We start from the raw sequence: 16,209 nt of genomic DNA on the forward strand, positions 1-16,209 counted from the left end.
CAGTGTGTCGTCACCCGTGCTACGGTTGCGATGACACACTGAGACATCACTCGGAGGAACCATGGGCATCTGGGTCCTGGGCGCCGCGGGACGCGTCGGCCGCGCCGTCACCACCGCCCTGCTCGACCGCGGCGAGAGCGTCGTGCTGGTGGGCAGGGAGATCGAGCGCCTGCGAGAGCTGGCGGCGACCACCGGTCTGCCGGTCGTGATCGCCGACGGCGCGGAGGCCATCGCGTCCGCCATCGGGGAGCAGCGGCCGGCCGTCGTGGTGAACACCACCGGTGGTTACGCCGAGTCCGCGATCACCGTCGCCCGCGCATGCCTGCCCGGCGGGCACTACCTCGACCAGGCCGCGGACCTCACCGCCGTCTCCCGGCTGCTCGCACTGCACGACGAGGCCGCGGCGGCGAGCAGCACGCTCGTCACCGGCGCCGGTTTCGGCGTCCTCGCCACGGAGGCCGTCGTGGCGAAGCTGTGCGAGGACAGGCCCGTCCCGGCTCAGGTGCGGGTCGACGCACTGGCCTCCGTGGCCGTCGAGGACGGACTCCTGGGCGCCGCCCTGGCCGCCTCGATCCTCGACGTGCTCGTGACCGGCGGCCGCCGCTTCCGCCACGGCGCCATGACGAGGTCGAGGATCGGCGCGGGCTCAGCGCGCCTGGCGCTGCCGGACGGCGAACAGGTCGCGGTCTCGGAGGCGCCGTCCGCGGAACTGCTCGCGGCGCAGCTCGCGAGCGGCGCGCCGAACGTCATCGCCGCCACCGCGATGATGCCGGCCTCGCCCGCGGCGAGGGCCGTGCTGCCGCTGGCGGGACGACTGCTCGCTCTGGAACCGGTGCGCCGCTTCGCCGTCGGGCGGCTGGCCGGGGTCAGGGGCAAGGCGGCACCGAGGCCCCGCACGCACTCCTGGGGCCACGCGGAGGTCACCTGGGCCGACGGGACGACCCGGGAGGGGTGGTTGAAAGCCGGTGACGGCATGGACTTCACGGCTGCCGTGTCCGCGGAGGTCGCGGCACGCCTCGCGAGGGGCGAAGGCAAGCCCGGCGCGTACACGCCCGCAGCCGCCTTCGGCCCTGGACTCGCCACCGCGGCGGGTGGCGAGTTCCTCGTCAGCTGACCGCCGCACGCGGCGTGGAACGAGTTCCTCAGCCGACCGTGAAGCCCGCCGTCGCCCCCGTGAAACCGGAGATCTTCCCGGTCCACCCGCTCTTCTCGTCACCGTGGTGCACGATCCGGTAGGTGCCGGCCGGAGTGTCCGCCGGGATCTGCCACGTGATCGTGGCGTTGGAGAAGGCGATCCCGACCCGTTCCCACCTGTAGCGCGTCGACCAGTCGCCGTCGTCCGCCACGCGCACCCACTGGCCGTTCACCTGCCGCTGCACCTCCAGGAACGTGTGGTTGCGGTGCAGGTTGTTCTTCGGGTGCCCGGTGACGAACACGGACGTGACGGTCTCACCGCGCGCATAGGAAGCCTTCGGTGCCGTCAGAACATCGCCGTACTTCTTGTCCGCGGGCTTGTCGTCGAGCACGACGCCGGTCTGCAGGTTGATCTCGGTGAACGGCGGCTTGCCGGGGACGGGACCCGCGGGCACCGTCGTGCCCGCCTTCATCGACGCGGCCAGCTTGCCGAACTCCTGCTGGTACGCGGGCGTGGTGTTGCGGCCGAACAGCGTCGAGCCGCCCTCGTACTGCTGCGAGTCGTACTCCTCCGGCGTGGTGACGTACTGGCTGTAGTCGTTGGCGTAGCCCTGGATCAGCACGTTCTGCACGGGCACACCGGCCTCGGCCGCGACCGCCCTGCGGATGCGCAGGCCCGCGGTGATCGTGACCTCACCGGGCACGGCGACGAGGTGCAGCTGTCCGATGCGGACGATCTGCAGCGGCACGACGTTCGGGGTCGCGCCGATCAGGCCCGTCGGCACCAGGGAGGCCTTGGGGAACTGGCAGTCCCGCAGCCACTGCGGGACCTCCATCTGCAGCGGCTCGAAGAGCTTCTTCCACGGCGACTGCATGCCCTCGGAGAAGCCGGGGATCGCCGGGCCGTCCTCGACGCTGCCCGCGATGGTCGACGCGCCGACGACGCCCGAGCAGGTGGTGCCGGGCTGGCCGGTGTCGGTGAAGCGGCCCTCGACCTGCACGGCCGACATGTCCACGAACCGCATCCGCGAGTCGACGCCACCGGAGACGGCCGCCTGCGGGCCGTGGTAGATCTCCTGCGCCTTGCGGTTCTGGCGCTCGCCGATGATGCGGGCGTTCTCGAACTCGTTCTCGGTGGGGCCGGAGCCGGGCTTCAGGTTGAGGTTCGGCGACATGTCGCCCGCGTTGGTGTTCGGGAACGCCGCCACGAAGCCCGCGGTGTTGTCGAGGTAGCGCACGCCCTCGTCGTCGTGCTCCCACTGGTAGGCCGCGTAGCCCTTGTTGTCGGGGCTGATCAGCGTGTTGGCGTTGGTGATCGACGTGTTGTGCGTGGCGAACCAGCTGATGGCGCCGACGTCCTCACCCGACTGCCGGAACTTCAGCACGGTCATCTGCGGGTCGATGCCCGCGGGGAAGAAGCCCTTGTCCGGGTTGCGGTCGAACGCCACGCGCGAGCGGTTGACCGACGCGTTCGTGAGCTCGCCGACGCCGAGGCTGATCGAGCCGGGCTTCACGTCCTCGTGCGCCTCGACGACCGACTCGGTGATGCCGTCGACCACGGCCGCGAGGGCCTGCGGCTGGAGGCCCAGGATCGACAGGTTGTAGGCGAGGTTGTGCGACTGGCCGCCGGGGCCGCTGTGCGTGTGCGTGGCGGACAGCAGCAGGTTGTCGCGCGTGTAGGTGGTGCCGTACCTGGCCTGGAGCTTGGCGAGCACGCCCTCCTGCACCGCGCGGAAGATCATCGCGAGGTCGGCGTTGACGTACGCCACGCGCTTGTTCGTGGCGCGGTCGACCACGACGTAGGCCCGCGACCGCAGCCGTTGGTGGATGCCCGTCGTCTTCTGGTCGAACTTCGAGTAGCCCATCATGCCGTTCTCGGCGGCCGGGCCGGTGACGTCCGAGATGCCCCGGCCCACGAGGTACGGCTCGGGTTCCGCCCAGGCGAACGGTCCGCTGACCAGCGCCGCACCGACGAGTGCGGCGACCACCGTCAAGACTTTCGCCCGCATGAGCACCCCGCTAAGTGAATTGGATTCACATTTCAGGGTCGACGGTAGGTGATCCAGACCACTGAGAGCAAGTCACCGCGAGTGCGTTGGCGGTGACGACGAGCAAGATTCCAGCCCAATGATGGAGTTCCAAGGTCTCCCCCAGCAGGACGAGACCGGCCAGGGCGGCGAGCACCGGGTGCGCGCTGCACGCCAGTCCGAACAGCCGCGCGGGCACCTTGCGCAGCACGATCACGTCGGCCGCGTAGGGCACCACGCTGCAGAAGATGCCGGCCGCCACCGCGTAGAGCACGGCCATGCCGCTGAAGTGCCCCTGGACGATCAGGAACACCGCGACCGGCACGTAGAGCAGCGCGGACACGCTGGTCGCCGCCGCGGGCGCCTGCAGGCCGGGCAGCCGCTGCCCGACCAGGCGGTTGAGCAGGATGTACGCGGCCCAGCTGGCGGCGGCCAGCAGTCCGGCGCCGATGCCGAGCCAGTCGCTCGACGGCCCCGGCAGCACCAGCACGTGGATACCGGCGGCCGCGATCAGCACGAACAGGAAGTCGAGCCTCGTCCGCGACGCGGCCAGCGCGACGCACAGCGGCCCGAGGACCTCCAGGGTGACCGCGAGGCCGAGTCCGATCCGGTCGACGGCGGTGTAGAGGCTGAGGTTCATGGTCGCGAACACCACGCCGAGCGCGATCGTCGGCCACCACTGCGCCCACGTGAACCTCCGCGGGTTCGGGCGGGCGACCGGCAGCAACACGGCGGCGGCCACGAACTGGCGGACGGCCACGACCCCGGCCGGGCCGATCGTGGCGAACGCGTGCGCTCCCATCGCGGCGCCGAGCTGGTTGCTGGCGGCGCTGGCGGTCATCGTGGCGAACCCACCGAGGCTCTTCATGCCGTCCAGCCTGCGGTCGCGAAGGCGATACGGGAAATGCATCGGCCGCGCCGACGATACGTCCGGCGTATAGATTCGGAGCCATGGATCTGCGGCACCTGAGGGCTTTCGTCGCCGTGGTGGACGCCGGCACCTTCACCGACGCCGCCACCGCGCTCGGGCTCACCCAGGCGTCCGTGTCCCGTTCGGTCGCCGCCCTCGAAGCCACCCTGGGCGTGCGCCTGCTCCAGCGCTCGCCGCGGCACGTCTCCCTCACCACGACCGGCGCCCAGCTCCTCGAAGGCGCGCGGCGGGTGCTGGACGAGGTGGCACACCTGCACCGGATCGCGTCCGAGTCGCAGACCGAACTGCGCATCGGCTACGCCTGGGCGGCGCTCGGCAAGCACACGCGGCGCGTGCAGAAGGCCTGGGCCGCCCGGCACCCCGGCCTGCCGCTGGTGTTCGTCCAGTCGAACTCGCTGACCGCCGGTCTCGCCGAGGGCACCGCCGACGTCGCCGTGGTGCGCAAAGCCCTCGACGACTCGCGGTTCGAGACCGCCCTGCTGGGCACCGAACGCCGCTACGGCGTCGTCGCGACGGACAACCCGTTGGCGCGCAAGCGTTCGCTCAAGCTCGCCGACCTGGCCCGGTACTCCCTCGCCGTGGACGACCGCACCGGCACCACCACCCTGGACCTGTGGCAGCCGGGCAAGGCACCGGCCGTCGTCCGCAACACCGGCAGCGTCGACGAGTGGCTGACGCTGATCGCCGCGGGGCAGGCCGTCGGCATGACGTCCGAGGCCACCGCGAGCCTCAACCCGCGCCCCGGCGTGGCCTACCGGGCCGTGGTGGACGCGCCGCCGATCGCGGTGTGGCTCGCGTGGTGGAAGGACCAGCCGCCCCAGCACCTGACCGACCTCATCACGCTGGCGTGCGACGCCTATCGCGCGGTGTGAGAAGTCGCTGCCACAACAGGGACATGAGTGGAAGTTTCTCCCCTCATGCCCGCCTCGCAGCTCACTTAGTGTCACCTGTCATGGACGGGCTGATGCAACCCCGGCCGCTCACCCTCGCGCACGTGCTGGAGCGGGCCGAGCGGCTGTACGCGCACAAGCAGGTCGTGACGGTCGGCGAGCGGGTCACCTACGCCGAGGTCGCCGAGCAGACGCGGCGCCTCGCCACCGCGCTCGACACCCTCGGCGTCCCGGCCGGCGCGCGGGTCGCCACGTTCGCGACCAACACCCGGCGGCACCTGGAGCTGTACCTCGCGGTGCCGATCACCAAGCGGGTGCTGCACTCCATCAACATCCGGCTCTCGGCGGAGCACCTCGAGTACATCGTGAACCACGCCGAGGACGACGTCGTGTTCGTCGACCGCGCGCTGCTGCCGCGGATCTGGCCGAGCGCGGGCCGGATGCCGGAGGTCCGGCACTGGGTGGTCCTTCCCGACGACAGCGGTGAGCCGATCCCCGACGACCCGCGTGTCCTGCACTACGACGACCTGGTCGCGGCGGCCGAGCCGTTCGCGGGCTCGTTCGAGGACTCGTTCACGCTCGCGGACGAGAACCTGGCCTCCGGGCTCTGCTACACCTCGGGCACGACCGGGCCCCCGAAAGGCGTGCTGTACAGCCACAGGTCGACGATCCTGCACTGCCTGGGCACGCTCGCCGCCGGGTTCATCGGCCTGTGCGAGAGCGACGTCGTGATGCCGATCGTGCCGATGTTCCACGCCAACGCGTGGGGTCTCCCCTACGGCGCGATGATGACGGGCGCGTCGCTCGTCCTGCCCGGCCCGTCCTCGGATCCGACGCACCTGCTGACGCTGATGGAGACCGAACGGGTCACCGTCGCCGGTGCGGTGCCGACGGTGTGGACGAGCCTGGTGCCGCAACTGGCCTTCCACGACCTGGGCGCCACGCGGTTCCTGCTCGGCGGCGGGTCGGTGATCGCCCCGGCGCTGTCCGAGACCTACCGCGCCGCGATCGGCGTCCCCATCACGCACTCCTGGGGCATGACGGAGATCAGTCCGGTCGGGACGATCGGCGGCACCCGCACCCAGCACCACGGCACGACCGCGGCCGAGCAGACGGCGGTGCGCGCGGCCCAGGGCCAGCCGCTGCCGCTGGTGACCCTGCGGATCGCCGACGTCGAGACGGGCCAGGAGCTCCCGCGCGACGGCTCGGCGATCGGCGAGCTGCAGGTGGCGGGCCCCTGGGTGGCGGGCGGCTACTACCAGGTGGACGCGGTGGACAGCTTCACCGACGACGGCTGGCTGCGCACCGGCGACCTCGCCACGATCGCCCCCGACGGCTACATCCGGCTGGTCGACCGGATGAAGGACCTGATCAAGTCCGGTGGCGAGTGGATCTCCTCGGTCGAGTTGGAGAGCGCGATCACCTCGCATCCGGACGTCGTCGAGGTGGCCGTGATCGCGCGCCCGGACCCGAAGTGGGGCGAACGCCCCGTCGCCTACGTCGTCCTGCGCGACGGCAGCGCCACCACCGGGGACGACCTGCTCGCGCACATCACGCCGGCGGTCGCGAAGTGGTGGCTGCCCGACGAGGTCGTCTTCCGCAGCGCGTTGCCCAAGACCGGCACGGGCAAGCTCTCCAAGAGCTCGCTGCGCGACCTAACCCAGGTCTCGCAGGCGGAACAGCTGCAGACCTAGCTGCAACTCCAGGTCGTTCTCGGTGCGCCAGTCCGCACCGAGGACGTCGCTGACCCGGTCCAGCCGTTTGAGCAACGTGTTGACGTGCACGTGCAACGCGCGTGCGGTCGCCGCCACGTTCGCGCGGTGGTCGTAGTAGGTGCCGAGCGTGCCGACGAGATCGGTGCCGCGGCGCCGGTCGTACTCGACGAGCGGCCCCACGGAGGTGTCGAGGAACCGGTCGAGCTCGCGGACGCGGTCGGCGTCGAAGATCATCGCGTAGAGGGCGTACCGGTTCGTCGTGACGCCCCGGTCGGTGTGCCCGAGCGCCTTCATGACCGCGCCGCACCGGCTCGCCAGGGAGAACGCGCGCGCCCAGTCGTGGCCCGCCACCCGCTCCCCCACGACGGCGACGGGGCCGCCCAGCGCACGCCGGAGGCGCCGGTGGACCTCGTCCGCGGCCCTGTCGTCGTCGGTGCTGGGCACGATCACCGTGGCCTTGCCGAGGTGTTCGCCCGCCAGTCCCGCGCGGTCCCTCGCGATGTCGTGCAGGTGCCGCGCGAGCTCGGTCGAGGTCAGCGCGGGCGAGTCCGCCACGAGGACCAGGTTCAGCCGGTCGGCGTTGATGTGGCGGGCCTGGGCCCGTGCGCGCTGGGACGGGCTGATGCCGGGGCTGCCGACCATCAGCTCGGTCAGCAGCTCGCCGCTGAGCCGCTCGCTGGCGTCCGCGACCGCGCGTTCCTTCAGGATCAGCAACCCGAGGATGTGCGTCGCGCGCTCCAGGGTGCGCAGGTCCATGTCGTCCGAGACCCCGTGCTCCGGCACCGCTTTCCGGCTCCAGGACAACGCGCCGAGGTGGCTGTCGCCCGCGCGGATCGGGGCCACGCTGTGCGCGGTGCCGTCGGCGTCGACCGTCGTCGTGACGCGGCCCGAGCGCGTTCCGGCGGCCCTGTCGAGCACGACGACGCTGCCGCCCAGCTGCCCGGCGAGGAGCTGCGCCACGTCGTCCGGCGTGCCGCCCTCCAGCACCACGCCCGTCAGCGTCTCGTGGATCGCCTGTGCCCGTTCGACGACGGCCACGTGCTTGCGCAGTTCCCGCAACGCCGTGCGGCTCTTCTCGTAGAGGCGGGCGTTGTCCAGGGCCACCGCCGCGTGGTCGGCGAACGCGCTGAGCAACGCGATCTCGCCCGCGTGGAACGACCGTTCGGAGCGGTACGCGGCGAACAGCGCGCCCACCACCTCGTCGCGGATCACCAGCGGCACCCCGAGGAGCGCGACCAGGTCCTCCGTGCCGACCAGGCGATCGAAGCCGGCGTCGTGGTCGATGAGGGTCGAGGCGGCGTAGTTCGGCACCCACTGCGGGCGCCGGGTCGCGAGCACCTTGCCGCCGAGCCCGACGCCGGCCGGGATGGTCGCGCTCAGGAACGCCGCCGAGATCGTCCCCTCCGCCGCCTTGGCCGACAGCCTGCCGTCCGAGACCAGCGACAGGTACGTGAAGTCCGTGCCCATCAGGTCGTGGGCGTGGCGGACGATCGACTGCAGCACGGCGTCGAGCTCGCCGAGGGCGGTCAGCGACTTGGCCGTGGCGTACAACGACGCCAGTTCGCGCTGCCGTCGCACGAGCTCGTGCGACTCGTTCGGGTCGATGCTCACCCGGCCATTCTCACCCATCAGCCGGTGGAGGAAAGGCCCACCGAATTTGGCCCAGCGGTGTGTGATCCGGACCTCAACCAGACGGTGCCGCCGCCCTAGAGTTGGCCGCCATCACCTGCCGGTTCATCGACGAAGGCGGCATGTATGGCAACCCCTCTGGCCCAGCCCGAAGAGCAGTCCGCGCAGACCGACGCGACCCGCCGCCGCGGCTTCCGCAAGCTGCTGACCGTGGGCCTGATCGGCAGTTCGATCGAGTGGTACGACTTCTTCCTCTACGGCACCGCGGCCGCGCTGGTGTTCCCCAAGGTGTTCTTCCCGCAGTCCTCGGCGCTGACCGGCACGCTGCTCGCGTTCAGCACGTTCTGGGCGGGTTTCGTGGCGCGGCCGGTCGGCGGGGTGCTCGCCGGGCACTTCGGTGACAAGTACGGCCGCAAGCCGGTCGTGGTCACGTGTCTCGCGCTGATGGGCGCGGCGACGTTCCTGATCGGCTGCCTGCCCAGCGCGTCGTCGGTGGGCGCGCTCGCCCCGGTCCTGCTGGTGACGCTGCGGTTCCTGCAGGGACTCGCGGCGGGCGGCCAGTGGGGCGGGATCATGTTGCTGCTCACCGAGTCGGCGAGTCCCAAGCGGCGCGGGTTCGCCGGGACGTTCGGCCAGACCAGCGTCTTCGTCGCGGTGATCATCTCGAACCTGATCTTCGTGGCGGCCAGCGGGCTGATGCCGGACGACGCGTTCCTGAGCTGGGGCTGGCGGATCCCGTTCCTCGTCAGCGTCGTGATGTTCGCCGTCGTGCTGTACATCCAGTCCAAAGTGGAGGACACGCCGGAGTTCCGCGCGCTGCAGAACGAGGTCGCCCGCCCGGAGCGCGCCGTCGTCCGCGCCCCGCTCGCGCAGGTGATCCGGTCCAAGTGGGCCACGATCCTGCTCGCCTGCGGCATCCTCTCGGCCACCAACAGCCTCTTCTACGTCAGCATCGCCGGGCTGCTCAACTACGGCACGACGTCGCTGAAGCTCGACCGCGACGGGCTGCTCGCCGTCGTGCTGCTCGGGTCCGTGGCGATGCTCGCCGTGCTGCCGTGGGCGGGACACGTCTCCGACCGGATCGGGCGCCGGCCGCTCATCCTCGTCGGCGGTCTCGGCGTGGCGTTGTGGGGCTTCCCGTACTTCGGGCTCGTCAACACCGCGTCACTGCCGCTCATCTTCGTCGCCGTGGTCGTGGGGTTCACCTTCCAGTGCCTCACCTACGGCCCGATCGCGAGCTTCCTCGGCGAGCTGTTCGCGCCCAACGTCCGGTACTCCGGCGCGTCGCTGTCCTACCAGCTCTCCGCGATCATCATCAGCGGTGGCACGCCGTTCCTCATGACGGCGCTCATCGCCGAGACCGGCAGCACGATCCCCGTCGCCGCCTACATCACCCTGATGGGGATGATCACGTTCGTCAGCGCGTGGTTCCTGCCCGAGACGAACCCGGCCGAGGTCCGCGAGGACCCGCAGGCCGTTCCCGGCACGCACCTCTACCGCTGAAAGGGATCGGGCGTGAAGACTTCCGTCGTACTGGCGACCTCGGTCCTGCTGCTCGGTGCCGGCCCCGCGGTCGCGACCGCGGGGACCGGTGTGCCGGACTGCGCGTCGCTGGACCAGCTGAGGATCCCTGCGGCCGCCCTCAGCCTCCCGACCACGGGCGGCCGCGTCACGGCGGCCGTCCCGACGACCAGTGTCGTGAGTGGACAGACCGTCGAGCACTGCCAGGTCGACGCGGACCTGTACCCCGTCGACCGGTCGGCTCCCGCGATCAAGATGCGGATCTCGCTGCCGCACACGTGGAACCACAAGGCGATGATGTTCGGCGGTGGTGGTTACAGCGGCACGATCCCGGCCCTCACCGGCAACGTGCCGTTCTCCACCGCGGTGGCGCCCCTGGCGCGGGGGTACGCGGTGTTCGCCAGCGACTCCGGGCACCAGCAGAAGCCGGGCACCGTGCCGTCGCTGGACGGCTCGTTCGGCGTGAACGACGAGGCGCTGCGGAACTTCGCGGCCGGTGACGCGCTGAAGAAGACGCACGACGCCGGCCTGTTCCTGATCCGGCGGGCCTACGGGCGCGGGCCCGCCGGATCGTTCTTCGCCGGCGGCTCGACCGGCGGGCGCGAGGCGCTGATCGTCGCGCAGCGCTGGCCGCGGGCGTTCGACGGCGTGATCTCGGGCTATCCCGCGTGGAACAACCTCGCCGAGGTCCTGTACCTGGGCCACCTCACGCAGGTCCTCGCCCGGCCCGGCGCGTTCCCCGGCCCCGAGAAGCAGACCTTGGTGTACGACAGCGTGATCACCGCGTGCGACGGGCTGGACGGCGTCACCGACCGGGTCGTCTCGAACCAGCGCGGCTGCCACTTCGACCCCCGTGTCCTGCGTTGCCCCGACGGCGCGGACACGGGTCCCACGTGCCTGTCGGACGCCCAGATCGGTGCCGTGACAGCGATGTCGACACCGTTCCGGTGGCCCTACCGGGTCGCGAGCGGCGAGAAGCAGTACCCCGGCTTCCCGTTCCTGTCGGGAGCGGACATGCGGACCCCGTTCCTCGGGTTCGGCACGACCGCGCCGGCGAATCCCATGCCGGCCACCAGCGGCTACGGCATGCAGTACTGGGACCAGTGGGTGAAGCACTTCCTGACCCGCGACCCCGCGTTCAACTCCCTCGACCTCGACCCGGCCCGTCCGGGGAAGTGGCTGGGCCGGATCAGCGAGCTGTCCACGATCCAGGACCGCAACAACGCCGACCTCCGCCCGTTCGCCCGTGCCGGCGGCAAGCTGGTCCTGGTGCACGGCAACGCCGACGAGCTGGTCTCGCACCGTTCGACCAACGACTACTACGAACGCGTGCGCGACCTGCTGGGACCGGAGAAGACGCGCGACTTCCTGCGCTACTACCTGGTACCGGGCGCGAACCACGCGAACTTCGGCACGCCCGCGTTCACCGCGGGGTGGGACTCGCTCACCGCGCTCGAACAGTGGGTCGCGAGTGGACAGTCGCCGCGAAACCCCGTGGTGACCGACCTGGCGCACAACCGCACCCGTCCGCTGTGCGAGTACCCGGCCTGGCCCCGGTACCGCTCGGGGGACCCGGACAGCGCAGCGAGCTTCACCTGCGTCACCGCCTGAGGAACTCGTGCACCACCGCGATCAACGCCCTGGTCGCGGCGCTCGGAGCGCGGTCGGCCGGTCGGGCCAGCCCGATCGGCCACCGCAGGTCCGCGCCGGTGACCCGGAGCGTGACGACGTCCCGGGTGTCGCGCAGGACGTAGCCCGGCAGCAACGCGATGCCGAGACCGTGGCGCACGTAGTCGACCCCGGTGAAGAGGTCCGACATCTCCAGGGTCACGCGCCGGGGGATCGCACCGGCCGCGAACGCGCGGTCGGCCACGGCGCGGTTGCCGTAGCCCAGCGGTGAGTCGATGAAGTCCAGGCCGGCGAGCTCTCCGAGGGACACCTCGGTCCTCGCCGCCAGCGGGTGATCGTGCGGTACGACCAGGTCCATGACCGAGTGGGTGAGCTCGTCGAGCACGATCCCGGCCGGCACCTCGCCCGGCAGCGACACGAACGACACGTCGAGCCTGCGGTCCAGCAGCTGTTCGACGAGCCCGATGGAGCCCGTGGTGGCCGCGTTGGTGCGCACCAGCACGCCGGGGTGACGGCGGTGGAACTCACCGAGCAGCGCTGGAAGGTCGACCAGGGTCATCGCGTTCAGCGTGCCGAGCCGGACCGTCCCCGTGAGTCCTCCCCTCACCTGCGCCACGGCGTCCTTCGCCTCGGTCACGGCGTCCAGGACGGCCCGGGCCTTCGGCAGCAGCGCCTCCCCCGCGTCGGTGAGGACCACCCGCTGGGAGTTGCGGTCGAGCAGGGTGGCGCCGAGCTCGCGTTCGAGCGTCTTGATCGCGGCCGAGACGGCGGACTGGACGACGTGCACGCGGGCGGCGGCACGCGTGAAGCTGCTCTCCTCCGCGACCGCGACGAAGTACTCCAGCTGACGAACGTCCACACCTGCGAGTATCTCAGAAAGTGATGATCCTCAGCTCGAACTTTCGTTGGACGTGATATATCCGGGCGCGCAGGGTGGAGCCATGTCCGTGCTCCTCGACTCACCGGTCACCGACCAGCCCCGCGCCGGCAGGCACCACGGCCGCGGTTTCTGGGCCGTGGCCGCCACCTTCCTGGTCGCGATGGCCTACTCGACCGTGCCCGCCCCGCTCTTCCCGCTCTACGTGGCCCGCGAGGGCCTCTCGACGTTCGCGATCACCGTCGTGTTCGCGGCGTTCGCGGTCGGTGTCGTGGTCAGCCTCGTCCTGGCCGGTCACGTGTCCGACCGGGTGGGCCGCAAGACCGTGCTCATCCCGGCGCTGGGACTCGAGATCGTCTCCGCGCTGCTCTTCCTCACCAGCACCTCGCTGCCGGTCCTCGTCGTGGCGCGCGTCGTCAACGGCCTCGGCGTCGGCATGATCACCGCGACCGCCACCGCCTACCTCTTCGACCTGCACACGCGGCACCGTCCGGGAGCGTCGTCCCGCCGGTTCGAGATCGTGTCGACCGCCGCGAACATCGGCGGCCTCGGCGTCGGCGCGCTGGTGTCGGGTGTGCTCGCGCAGTACGTGTCGTCGCCGTTGAGCACCCCGTACGTCGTGCTGGCGGTGCTGCTCGCGGTGAGCGTCGCCGCGGTCGCGCTCACGCCGGAAACCGTGGTGCGGTCCCGGTTCTCCTACCGCCCGCAGCGGATCAGCGCCGACCACGGCGACCGCGCGGGCTACGTCGCCGCGGCCACCGGGGCGTTCACGGCGTTCGCGGTGTTCGGCGTGTTCACGTCCGTCTCGCCCGGCTTCGTGGCGGGCGAACTGCACCACCCGTCGCGCCTGCTGGCCGGGCTCGTGGTCTTCCTCGTCTTCGGTGGAGCGGCGCTCGCCCAGACCGTGACGGGAGGCCTCGCCCCAGGTGTCCGCCGCGCGCTCGGCCTGGGTGGTCAGGCGCTCGGCGTGCTGCTGGTCGTCGCCGGGATGCAGGTGACGAGCTTCCCGGTGTTCCTCGTCGGCGGCGCGGTCGCCGGCATCGGAGCGGGCGTGCAGTTCAAGGCGTCGATCGGGGCCGTGACGGCGATGGCGGCGCCGGAGAAGCGCGGTGAGGCGCTGGCGGGCCTGTTCTTCATCGCCTACCTGGGCTTGAGCGTGCCGTCGCTGTCGATCGGCCTCGCGACGCGCATCCTCGCACCGACCGCGGTCATGACGTGGTTCGCCGCGATCGTGCTCGTGCTGCTGGCCGCGGTGGCCGCACTCACCCGGAAGAGGTAACACCGGCGGCTCCGGCGACGACCTGGCGGGCATGAGGTCCTTGATCACCCCAGTGCTCGTCGCCGTGCTCGCGGCCGGTTGCTCCTCGCCGGTGACCGGGTCGGGGTCGTCGACCGGCACGCCCGAGACGACGACCCGGTCGCAGGAGACCACCCAGGCGCCGGCGACCACCACGTCGGCGAGCAGGACCACCGCGCTGAACGGGGTGTCGCCGGAGGAGTACGAGGGCATGCCGTCGCAGTACTGCGACAAGCCCTTCACCGGCGCCCTGGGCAAGCCGATGCTCGCCGTCGTGGTCGAGACGCCGTCGGGGCGGCTGAACTGCGACCAGGCGAGCGCCGTGCTGTTCGACTACTACGCCGAGCGCTCCCAGCCGAACACGGGCCTGCCGCCGATCGAGGTCGGGCCGATGTCGTGCAACCAGGTCCCCGAGGGGATCATGCCGCAGGTCGTGTGCGCCGACGAGGACAACGTCATCTACTCGATGTGGCCGCAGACCTGACGACGCGAACGGGGCAGGCGGGATGACCCCACCTGCCCCGTCACGTGCGGAACGTCAGTCCGTGCCGAACTCCATGGCCGCCGCGTCGAGCAGCTCGTCGGCCGCCGAGACCTCACCGCGCGAGGCGATGGCCTCCGCGCCGCCGTCCGGCACGTCGCCGATCAGCTGGGTCGGCTCGGGCTGCGCCGAGATGAGCGCCGACTGCCGCGTGCCGACCATGCCGAGGCCCGCGAAGAGCTCCAGCTTGGCGCGCGAGTCCGCGATGTCGAGGTTGCGCATGGTCAGCTGGCCGATGCGGTCGACCGGGCCGAACGCCGAGTCCTCGGTGCGCTCCATCGACAGCTTGTCCGGGTGGTAGCTGAACGCCGGGCCGGACGTGTCGAGGATCGAGTAGTCGTCGCCCCGGCGCAGCCGCAGCGTGACCTCGCCGGTGACCGCGGCGCCGACCCAGCGCTGCAGCGACTCGCGCAGCATCAGCGACTGCGGGTCGAGCCAGCGGCCCTCGTACAGCAGCCGGCCGAGCTTGCGGCCCTCGTTGTGGTAGGCCGCGACGGTGTCCTCGTTGTGGATCGCGTTCACGAGGCGGTCGTAGGCGATGTAGAGCAGCGCCATGCCGGGCGCCTCGTAGATGCCGCGGCTCTTGGCCTCGATGATGCGGTTCTCGATCTGGTCGGACATGCCGAGACCGTGGCGGCCGCCGATGGCGTTCGCCTCCAGCACCAGGTCGACGGAGTCGTGGAACTCCTTGCCGTTGATGGTGACCGGGCGGCCCTGGTCGAAGCCGATGGTGACGTCCTCGGTCGCGATCTCGACCGACGGGTCCCAGAACTTGACGCCCATGATCGGCTCGACGATCTCGATGCCCTCGTTGAGCAGCTCGAGCGACTTGGCCTCGTGCGTCGCGCCCCAGATGTTCGCGTCCGTGGAGTACGCCTTCTCGACCGAGGAGCGGTACGGCAGGTCACGCTCCAGCAGCCACTCGGACATCTCCTTGCGACCGCCGAGCTCCGTCACGAACGCGGCGTCGAGCCACGGCTTGTAGATCCGCAGCGACGGGTTCGCGAGCAGGCCGTAGCGGTAGAACCGCTCGATGTCGTTGCCCTTGTAGGTGGAGCCGTCGCCCCAGATCTGCACGTCGTCGTCGAGCATGGCGCGCACGAGCATGGTGCCCGTGACGGCCCGCCCGAGCGGCGTCGTGTTGAAGTACGCGCGGCCACCGGAACGGATGTGGAACGCGCCGCAGGCCAGTGCCGCGAGGCCTTCCTCGACGAGCGCGGCACGGCAGTCCACGAGCCGGGCGATCTCGGCACCGTACGTGCCGGCGCGGCCGGGGACCGTCTCGATCTCGGGCTCGTCGTACTGGCCGATGTCCGCGGTGTACGTGCAGGGCACAGCGCCCTTCTCACGCATCCACGCGACCGCGACGGAGGTGTCGAGACCACCGGAGAAGGCGATGCCGACGCGTTCGCCGGCCGGAAGTGAAGTGAGCACCTTGGACACGTTGAGAATTATGCACGACAATGTATGAGCATGCACGTCCGGGTGGCTGTTACTTCCGCCTCAACCCCGTTTCCGCAGGTCGGCTAGGCAGGATCGAGCTCGTCCGCCTTCGCCTGCATCCGCTGGACACTGCCCTCATGCTCGTCGGCACGCATCGCCGTGATGGCGGCGTACAGGTGCGCGCCCACGTACGGGTCTTCCTCCTTGCGTGCGTTGACCTCGCCCAGCGTGGCGTTGTACATGGCGTGCGACATCGCCGCGAGCAACGCGCGCATCTGGGCCGCGACACCCTTCGGGGCGGACGCGTCGATGATCGGGGTGACCCGTTCCCACACCTCGTCCGGCGGCCCGGGCGGGTAGATCTGGTTGAGCCCGAGCAGTCCGTTCTCCAGCGCACCCATGACGAGCCAGACCTCGCCCCGGTCGTCGGGCAGCAGCCGCCCGACGGCCTCGGCGTCCCGCCGGTGGTACGCGATGGCGAGCCTCAGACCGATGGCCTGGCTGCGGTTCTTGCTGGCGGGTTCTTCGAACCACCACTGCTGTTGCGCGGTCCTCGGGAACATCTCCGCAGTGTG

At 70.9% G+C, this 16,209-nt stretch carries 13 protein-coding genes; 7 read left to right on the top strand and 6 right to left on the bottom strand.

The window, feature by feature from the left end; all coding sequences use genetic code 11:
• Positions 1-61 precede the first annotated feature (61 nt).
• Positions 62-1,114, top strand: coding sequence for an NAD(P)H-binding protein (locus ND450_RS14750; RefSeq protein WP_253326695.1), 1,053 nt, complete (start codon positions 62-64; stop codon positions 1,112-1,114).
• A gap of 28 nt (positions 1,115-1,142) precedes the next feature.
• Here the strand turns inward: ND450_RS14750 and ND450_RS14755 are convergent, their stop codons facing one another.
• The gene (locus ND450_RS14755) at positions 1,143-3,143 is read right to left on the bottom strand and encodes a neutral/alkaline ceramidase (RefSeq protein ID WP_253326696.1); all 2,001 of its coding nucleotides are present in this window, start codon (positions 3,141-3,143) and stop codon (positions 1,143-1,145) included.
• 25 nt (positions 3,144-3,168) lie between these two features.
• Entirely contained in the window at positions 3,169-4,029 is an 861-nt protein-coding gene (locus ND450_RS14760; protein ID WP_253326697.1) for a DMT family transporter, read from the bottom strand.
• 83 nt (positions 4,030-4,112) lie between these two features.
• On the opposite strand from ND450_RS14760, the gene ND450_RS14765 reads away from it, so the two are divergent.
• Together ND450_RS14765 and ND450_RS14770 are read left to right on the top strand one after the other, a co-directional pair.
• On the top strand, positions 4,113-4,964 hold the full coding sequence (locus ND450_RS14765; RefSeq protein WP_089911147.1) for a LysR family transcriptional regulator: 852 nt from the start codon (positions 4,113-4,115) through the stop codon (positions 4,962-4,964).
• A gap of 80 nt (positions 4,965-5,044) precedes the next feature.
• Positions 5,045-6,676 (top strand): long-chain fatty acid--CoA ligase, encoded by a 1,632-nt coding sequence (locus ND450_RS14770; RefSeq protein ID WP_253326698.1) that lies wholly within the window; start codon positions 5,045-5,047, stop codon positions 6,674-6,676.
• On the opposite strand, the gene ND450_RS14775 is transcribed toward ND450_RS14770, so the two are convergent.
• Positions 6,638-8,308, bottom strand: coding sequence for a GAF domain-containing protein (locus tag ND450_RS14775; RefSeq protein ID WP_253326699.1), 1,671 nt, complete (start codon positions 8,306-8,308; stop codon positions 6,638-6,640). The two genes, ND450_RS14770 and ND450_RS14775, sit on opposite strands and share 39 nt — an antisense overlap.
• 144 nt (positions 8,309-8,452) lie before the next feature.
• Here ND450_RS14775 and ND450_RS14780 point away from each other — a divergent pair, with 144 nt between their 5' ends.
• Both ND450_RS14780 and ND450_RS14785 read left to right on the top strand, forming a co-directional pair.
• Positions 8,453-9,829, top strand: coding sequence for an MFS transporter (locus ND450_RS14780; RefSeq protein ID WP_253326700.1), 1,377 nt, complete (start codon positions 8,453-8,455; stop codon positions 9,827-9,829).
• 12 nt (positions 9,830-9,841) lie between these two features.
• Positions 9,842-11,458, top strand: a complete 1,617-nt coding sequence (locus ND450_RS14785; protein ID WP_253326701.1) for a tannase/feruloyl esterase family alpha/beta hydrolase — start codon at positions 9,842-9,844, stop codon at positions 11,456-11,458.
• Here ND450_RS14785 and ND450_RS14790 read toward each other — a convergent pair.
• Complete coding sequence (locus ND450_RS14790; RefSeq protein ID WP_253326702.1) at positions 11,448-12,335, bottom strand: LysR family transcriptional regulator; 888 nt, start codon at positions 12,333-12,335, stop codon at positions 11,448-11,450. The two genes, ND450_RS14785 and ND450_RS14790, sit on opposite strands and share 11 nt — an antisense overlap.
• Positions 12,336-12,417: 82 nt before the next feature.
• Between ND450_RS14790 and ND450_RS14795 the strand changes: the two genes are divergently transcribed.
• On the top strand, positions 12,418-13,632 hold the full coding sequence (locus ND450_RS14795; protein WP_253326703.1) for an MFS transporter: 1,215 nt from the start codon (positions 12,418-12,420) through the stop codon (positions 13,630-13,632).
• Between the two features lie 31 nt (positions 13,633-13,663).
• Positions 13,664-14,134: a hypothetical protein gene (locus ND450_RS14800; RefSeq protein ID WP_253326704.1), complete on the top strand. Its 471-nt coding sequence runs from the start codon at positions 13,664-13,666 to the stop codon at positions 14,132-14,134.
• Positions 14,135-14,188: 54 nt separating this feature from the next.
• Here the strand turns inward: ND450_RS14800 and argG are convergent, their stop codons facing one another.
• Both argG and ND450_RS14810 read right to left on the bottom strand, forming a co-directional pair.
• The gene (argG, locus tag ND450_RS14805; RefSeq protein WP_253326705.1) at positions 14,189-15,634 is read right to left on the bottom strand and encodes an argininosuccinate synthase; all 1,446 of its coding nucleotides are present in this window, start codon (positions 15,632-15,634) and stop codon (positions 14,189-14,191) included.
• 83 nt (positions 15,635-15,717) lie between these two features.
• Entirely contained in the window at positions 15,718-16,197 is a 480-nt protein-coding gene (locus ND450_RS14810) for a hypothetical protein (protein ID WP_089911171.1), read from the bottom strand.
• Between the last annotated feature and the right edge of the window lie 12 nt (positions 16,198-16,209).

Source organism: Lentzea sp. HUAS12 (assembly GCF_024125735.1).
GTDB lineage: Bacteria > Actinomycetota > Actinomycetes > Mycobacteriales > Pseudonocardiaceae > Lentzea > Lentzea albida.